5 protein-coding genes are annotated in these 7,184 nt (G+C 68.1%); all 5 read right to left on the reverse strand.

Translation table 11 applies throughout. The annotated features are described in order from the left end of the window. Nucleotides 1-148: 148 nt before the first annotated feature. A complete protein-coding gene (gene glmM / locus JNN06_RS10630) occupies nt 149-1,492 on the reverse strand; it encodes a phosphoglucosamine mutase (RefSeq protein ID WP_291239566.1) in 1,344 nt (447 codons plus the stop codon). 3 nt (nt 1,493-1,495) lie between these two features. Beyond that, nucleotides 1,496-2,503 carry a dihydropteroate synthase gene (folP, locus tag JNN06_RS10635; RefSeq protein WP_291239567.1) on the reverse strand — a complete coding sequence of 336 codons (1,008 nt, stop codon included), beginning with the start codon at nt 2,501-2,503 and terminating at the stop codon, nt 1,496-1,498. 44 nt (nt 2,504-2,547) lie between these two features. Continuing rightward, nucleotides 2,548-3,456 carry a dihydroneopterin aldolase gene (locus tag JNN06_RS10640; protein ID WP_291239568.1) on the reverse strand — a complete coding sequence of 303 codons (909 nt, stop codon included), beginning with the start codon at nt 3,454-3,456 and terminating at the stop codon, nt 2,548-2,550. A 94-nt stretch (nt 3,457-3,550) separates the two neighbouring features. Next, nucleotides 3,551-4,291 (reverse strand): cell wall hydrolase, encoded by a 741-nt coding sequence (locus JNN06_RS10645; protein ID WP_291239569.1) that lies wholly within the window; start codon nt 4,289-4,291, stop codon nt 3,551-3,553. Nucleotides 4,292-4,505: 214 nt separating this feature from the next. Then, nucleotides 4,506-7,046 (reverse strand): putative PEP-binding protein, encoded by a 2,541-nt coding sequence (locus JNN06_RS10650; protein ID WP_291239570.1) that lies wholly within the window; start codon nt 7,044-7,046, stop codon nt 4,506-4,508. Nucleotides 7,047-7,184: the final 138 nt, after the last annotated feature.

Here is a 7,184-nt window from a genome sequence, read left to right on the forward strand (position 1 = left end):
GGCGCCCGGGGGGGGGGCGCCCGGGACCTTGGGGGGGTGGGGGGGGGGGGGGGGTGGGGGGGGTGCCGCCCCCCCACGCCTCCCTGCGGGAGGCTCCCCCCGAGGATATTTTTGAACAGAAAATGCAGGGGCAGCGGGTGGTTTGGGGTTACACCGCCGCTTCGATGGCGGCGACCATGGCGTTCACTTCGGCGTTCAGCAGGTCTTCATCCTCGCATTCGGCCATGACCCGGATCAGGGGTTCGGTGCCGGATTTGCGGATGAGGACGCGGCCCTTGCCCTTCAGGCGGGCCTCGGCCTCGGCGATGCGGGATTTCACCGATTCCACGGAAAGGGGTTGTTTGTCAGCGCCATAGCGGACGTTCTTCAGAAGCTGCGGCACGGTGGCGAAACTTTGCACCAGCTCGGAGGCCGGTTTCTCGGTGCGCGCCATTTCCGACAGGAATTGCAACCCCGCCACCAGACCATCGCCGGTGGTGGCGTAATCGGTCATGACGATATGGCCCGATTGCTCGCCGCCCAGATTGTAACCGCCGCGCCGCATCGCCTCGACCACATAGCGGTCGCCCACGGCGGTGCGTTCCAGCCGCAGACCGCGCGCGTTCAGGAATTTCTCCAGCCCGAGGTTCGACATGACGGTGGCGACCAGCGTATTGCCGCGCAGCCGCCCCTCCTCGGCCCAGCGGGCGGCCAGAAGCGCCATGATCTGATCGCCATCGGCCACCCGGCCATTCTGGTCGAGGATCATCACCCGGTCCGCATCGCCATCCAAGCTGATGCCGACATGGGCACCATGCGCCACCACGGCCTCCGCGGCCGTCTGGGTATGGGTCGAGCCGCAGCGGTCATTGATATTGGTGCCATTGGGGGTGACGCCCACCGGGATCACCTCGGCGCCCAGCTCCCACAGCACTTCGGGCGCGGCCTTGTAGGCGGCGCCATTGGCGCAATCAATCACCACTTTCAGCCCGTCGAGCCGCAGCCCCGCCGGGAACGTGGTTTTCACGAATTCCTGATAGCGCCCGCGCCCGTCGTCGATCCGTTTGGCGCGGCCAATGTTCTGCGGCTGGGCGGGCAAGATCTCGCCCGCCACGATCGCCTCGATCTCGGCCTCGGCCTCATCCGACAGTTTGAACCCGTCGGGGCCGAAGAACTTGATGCCATTGTCCTGATGCGGATTGTGGCTGGCCGAGATCATCACGCCCAGATCGGCCCGCATCGACCGGGTGAGGAAGCCCACCGCCGGCGTCGGCACCGGGCCCAAGAGCAGCACATTCATGCCGGTGGAGGTGAGACCCGCCGTCAGCGCGTTTTCGATCATATAGCCGGACAGCCGGGTATCCTTGCCGATCACCACCCGATGCGCCGAACTGCCATCGCGGCGGAAGAACCGCCCGGCAGCGGCCCCAAGGCGCAGCGCCATTTCGGCGGTCATCGGATAGGTATTGGCGCGGCCCCGAACCCCGTCGGTGCCAAACAGCTTGCGGCTCATGCTTTACATCCCCACCGTCACGGACCGCCAGAGGCTGAGCGCCTGACGGGTTTCCCACACATCATGCACGCGCAAGACCTGCGCGCCCTGCGCCACACCCGCCAGCGCCACGGCGACCGAGCCGGGGGCGCGGCGCGCGGCATCCTGCTCGCCCCCGATGGTGCCGATGAATTTCTTGCGGCTGACGCCCAGCAGGATCGGGCAGCCAAGCCCGTGGAACAGCGACAGGCCCCGGATCAGCGTCAGGTTATGCTCCAGCGTCTTGCCAAAGCCGATGCCGGGATCAACCATGATCCGCTCGCGGGGGATGCCCGCCGCCTCGGCCTCGGCAAGTTTTTCGGCCAGAAAGTCATAGACATCCAGCAGCACATCCTCATAGCGCGGATCGGCCTGCATGGTTTGCGGCGTGCCCTGGGCGTGCATCAGGCAGATCGGGGCGCCAGCACCCGCCACCACCGGCTTCAACCCGGCATCAAAGGTGAAGGCCGACACGTCATTGACGAAGCTCGCACCTGCATTCAGCGCGGCTTCGGCCACAGCGGCCTTGCGGGTGTCGATGGAAATGGCGGTCTCGATCCCGCCTGCCCGCAAGGCGGCGATCACCGGGGCGGTGCGGGCGATCTCCTCGCCCTCGGGCACCAGCACGGCACCGGGACGGGTGCTTTCACCGCCCACGTCGATGATCTCGGCCCCCGCCCCCGCCATCTCGCGGCCCTGGCGCAGCGCGGCCTCGGGCGCGAGGAACTGGCCGCCATCGCTGAAACTGTCGGGCGTCACGTTCAGAATGCCCATCAGGCGCGGGCGATCCATCGCAAGGCCTGCGAAAGCGCCGCGCGGCGCAGACAGGCGCTCGGCCACATCGGGGGGCAGATCGGCGGCGGCGATCAGGGCGGGGGCCGCGCCCCGGCGCAGCACCTCCACCCGGTCGAACCACAGCCAGCCCCCCGCCAGCGGCAGGGCGCCCGCAGGCCGGGCGGCATCATGGCAGGGAATGGGGCGATAATAGGTCATGCACAGGCATTAGGCCGATGCGGCGCGCGGCACAAGTGCGGGCCTCAGGCCCGCTCCACGCTCACGCGGCTTCCCGCCGGAACTGTTACATCGCCGTGAACGATGAAGCCCTCGGCGGCGGTCAGCTCGGCCAGCCACAGGGCCAGCGCCACCGGCTCGCGCGAATGCGGGCCATCGACGGCATCCAGCACCAGTTTCGAGGGCGCCCAGACGATCGTCTTGCCGTTCTTCATCGCCCAGTCGATCTCGGTGCGGGTCGCCACCACCACGCAGCGGTCATCGCGGGCCGCCAGCGTCCAGGCGTTTTGCTCGATGGCCAGCAGGTCGATGCGGCGCTGCGTCGGCTTGTGGCCGGTCTCTGCGCGCGGCAGGTCGGGCAGGCCCACGGTGAGGATCAGCGGCAGGCCCCGCGCCTGCCAGCCATCCAGCCGCGCCGCCAGATCGGGGGCGGCAATCGTCGCATTGTCCAGAAAGACCACCAGCGGGTGCAGCGATTGCAGCGCGCCCGAGGCATCGACCGCGCGCAAGGGCGCCTCGGCGCGGCTCCGCACGATCTCCACCCCCAGCGCGCCGGGGCCGCGATCCAGCTTTTCCACCCGCACGAAAACCCGCATGGCCTGCGGTTCTTCCAGCACCCGCTCCGCCACCCGGGCGGCGAGGGTTTCCAGAAGGTTCAGCCGCTCCGCCGCCAGCTCGGCCGCGATGGATTCGGTGATGCGGTCATAAGAGAGGATGCGATCCACATCATCCTCCAGCGGCGTGGGCGCCGGGCGCACCTCGACCACCACATTGAAGCGCAGCCGCTGTTTCAGCCCGCGTTCCTGCTGGAAGGCGCCAATATCGGCCTCCACCACATGATCGCGCAAGGAAATGCGGTCGCGCGGATCGGCGCTGGCCGAGGCCAGGCTGCGTTCCTCGGGATGGGCAAAGGCAAGGCGGATATCGCTGGTCATCATGCCCTCCGAAGGCGTCGAACTGGCGCGACCCTAGCCGCGCCCGGCCCTCATGCCCTGCCCCAGCGCGGCAAGCAAGCGCCTCTGCGCGACATTATTGCCGATAAAAGAGGTGCGCGCCAATGCTGGCCGTGCGGTCAAAGCGCCGCGCCCAGCCGGGGCGGACATTGACCGTGTGGAAATGCGTGGCCCCGGCGGTCAGCACGCGCGGCGCGCCATCCAGCATGCTGCGCGCGATCTTGCCCGCCCGCGCCCAGGCCGCGCGGTCGCTGATGCGATCCGACCGGCCGTCACAGGTGAAGGAAAACTGGCAGCCGCCATTGCCGCCCTGCTGCACCACCCCGCAAACCGTGCGCGGATAGGCCGGGCTGTCGACGCGGTTCAGGATCACCTCGGCCACGGCGATCTGGCCCTTGACCGACTCGCCCCGCGCCTCGTGATAAAGCGCGGTGGCCAGGCATTGCCATTGCGCATCGCCGCTGGCCTGCGGCAGCGCGTCGATCTGCGCCGGGTCACTGCCCAGCACGCCCGGCAGCTTCACCTGTCCCGGCTTGACCCGGGCCGGTTTGCTGGCGGACCGCGGCGCCGCCGCCGCACGCGGCATCGCCACGCCATCGGCAATCGCCGCCATCTTGGCCGGGGCCACCTGCCCCAGAGCGGATTTCTCGACCCCGAGCAGCGAGGTCATCCGGCCATTGAGGCCGGCAGCGGGGTCGTTCGACTGGCTCACCGTCACATCGGCGAAGGCCGCGCCATGAAGGACGAAGACCCCCAGAAGGGCCGCCGTCCAGACTGTCGCAAAGCGCATGGGCTCGTGTTCCCGGTCCTGTTTCACGCCGCTGTCCGGGGCCTGCAAGCGGCGTTCCGAACGGCAACAGGGGCGGCGCTTACCCTGATTTTGCCGCCGCTGTCCAGTCTTGTGGCAAAAATGACACATGATTTCAGCGGAATTCCGCCAGACTGCGTTTTGGGCCTTGCCAGAAAATGCAAGAGGAAAAGCAGGGTTTTTCCTGCCATTTTCACGCCTTAACCCTGATTGCGGCGCGCCTTCAGGGGCGCGGATCGGTCAGCGCCAGATGCGCCGCCGCCAGCCGCGCCTGCGGCACCCGATAGGGCGAGCAACTGACATAATCAAAGCCCGCCTTGCGGCAAAAGGCGATTGATTCGGGGTTGCCGCCATGCTCGCCGCAGATCGAAAGCGTCAGGTCGCCGCGGGTGCGCCGCCCGCGCTCGGCACCGATATGCAAAAGCTCTCCCACCCCGTCCACATCAAGGATATGGAACGGGTCTTCGGGAAAGACGCCCTCCTGCACATAGGTGTTCATGAACCGCCCGGCATCGTCGCGTGACAGGCCATAGGTCATCTGTGTCAGGTCATTGGTGCCGAAAGACAGGAAGGCGGCGTGCTGGGCAATCTCGCCCGCCCGCAGCGCCGCGCGCGGGGTTTCCACCATCACCCCCAGCCGGTAGTCAAAGGCCACCCCCGTGCGCGACCGCACCGCCGCCGCCACCTGATCGACCCGGGTTTTCACCAGCTCCACCTCGCGCCGGGCCGAAACCAGCGGGATCATGATTTCCGGCACCACCGGCGTGCCCGCGCGCACCGTCTCCACCGTCGCCTCAAAGATGGCGCGGGCCTGCATGTCATAGATCTCGGGCAGCACCACCCCCAGCCGCACGCCGCGCATGCCCAGCATCGGATTGAACTCGGCCAGCGCCTCGGCGCGCCGCGTCACCTCCGAGAGCGGGCGGTCCAGCGCCTCGGCCAGCTCGCGCAAGCCCTCGCGCGAATGCGGCAGGAACTCATGCAAGGGCGGATCGAACAGCCGGATGCACACCGGCAATCCCTGCATGATGTCAAAGAGTTGCCCGAAATCCGCCCGCTGCATGGGAAGCAGCCGCGCCAGCGCCGCCGCCCGGTCCTGCGGGCTGTCGGCAAAGATCATCTCGCGCATGACGACCAGACGATCCTCGTCAAAGAACATATGTTCGGTGCGGCACAGGCCAATGCCTTCGGCGCGGAAATCCCGCGCGGTCTGGGCATCGGCGGGCGTGTCGGCATTGGCGCGGATGCCGATGTCGCGCAGCTCGTCGGCCCAGTGCAACAATTGGCGGAAGGCATCGTCCTGCGCGGGCGGCAGCATTTCGGCGGCGCCCACCAAAGCCTCGCCCGTGGTGCCGTCTATGGTGATCAGATCGCCCTCGCGGAACACCCTCCCATCGCGGGCAATCAGCTTTTTGTCCTTGGAATCCAGACGCATATCCGATGCGCCCACGATACAGGGCAGGCCCAGCCCGCGCCCGATCACCGCCGCGTGGCTGGTCATGCCGCCGCGCTCGGTCAGCACGCCCACCGCCGAATGCATGCCGCGAATATCCTCGGGCGCGGTTTCGCGCCGCACCAGAATGCACGGCTCCCCGCGCGAGGCCGAGGCCTGCGCCGCCTGCGAGGAGAACACGATGCGCCCCACCGCCGCGCCGGGACTGGCGGCAATGCCGCGCACGAACACGTCGCGCGGCCCGCGCGGATCGACCTGCGGATGCAGCAGCTCCGACAGCGCGCGCGGCTCCACCCGCAAGACGGCATCGGCCTGACTGATCACCCCGTCGCGCGCCAGCGCCACGGCGATCTTCAGCCCGGCCCGCGAATTGCGCTGCACCTTCACCGCATCAAGGACCGACAGCTTGCCATCCTCGATGGTGAATTCGATCTGCATCTCCTCGCGCAGCCGCTGACGGCAGATCGCCCCGTGGCGCAGCAGATCGGCAAAGACCTCGGGCGCCAGATCCTCCAGCGAAGGGCCGCGCTTGTCGCGCGTAAGATACAGCGCCTCGCCCTTGGTCAAGGCGTCGCGGCCCTGACTTTGGCCGAGATACCGCCCCTTCACCTGCGGATCGCCCGAGACCGGATCGACGAACTGGATGACCCCCGAGCCGGAAATCCCCTGCCCGATGCCCTGCGCCATCTGTTGCACCACCAGCCCCAAAGCCGCCTCGGCCGGCGCGCCCTTGGCCTGACGCAGCAGCCGCGCCGTCGTGCCCTCCCAGGCCCGCGCCATCGAGCGCAACACCTCGGCCAATTGACGCGCGGGGTCTTCGGGGAAGGGCTCGTCCATTTCCATCTGATAGCTGCGCAAGGCGTCGCGCAGACTGGCCGCACCCGGCTCCAGCCCCTCGAACATATCCGGGTCCAGCCGCGCCACATGCACGGCATAGCCTTGCACGAAGCGCAGATAGAGCGCATCCGCCGCCGCCTGCCCATGCGTCTCCACCAGCCGGGCATGGCGCGCGGCATTGAACCCGATGTTGAGAATGGTGGCAGGCCCGCCCCAATCGGGGTTCTCGGGCGAGGGCCGGACCGAGATCAGGGGCGCCTCGCCGAACTGCTCCAGAATGGCGCGGCAATCCACCATCTGCCCCGCCGCAATCCCACGCACCGTCCCCGCCGGCAAGGCCACCGTGGCCGGCACCGGCAGCTCCAGCCGCACCAGCCGCTGCAAACATTTGGCCCGCCAGCCATGCTGCGGCGTGCCGATCTGCGCCGTGGGCGTGATGACGGTGAAATCGGTGAGGAACTCGGTTTTCTGCACTGCGGCACCCTTTGTGTTGCAGGCAGGATAAACGGAACCGGGGCCAGCGCAAGCTGCGTTGCAGCAAAGAGGGGGCCGCAAAAGAAAAGGGGGCGCTCGCGCCCCCTCGGCCTTCGGCCTCACCCCCTGAGGATATTT

The organism is Gemmobacter sp. (genome assembly GCF_016792925.1).
Lineage (GTDB): Bacteria > Pseudomonadota > Alphaproteobacteria > Rhodobacterales > Rhodobacteraceae > Gemmobacter.

What these genes read in the sequence shown, in the direction of transcription:
- folP (WP_291239567.1), bottom strand. Translation starts at nt 2,503, where the DNA reads ATGACCTATTATCGCCCCATTCCCTGCCATGATGCCGCCCGGCCTGCG.
- JNN06_RS10640 (WP_291239568.1), bottom strand. Translation starts at nt 3,456, where the DNA reads ATGACCAGCGATATCCGCCTTGCCTTTGCCCATCCCGAGGAACGCAGC.
- glmM (WP_291239566.1), bottom strand. Translation starts at nt 1,492, where the DNA reads ATGAGCCGCAAGCTGTTTGGCACCGACGGGGTTCGGGGCCGCGCCAAT.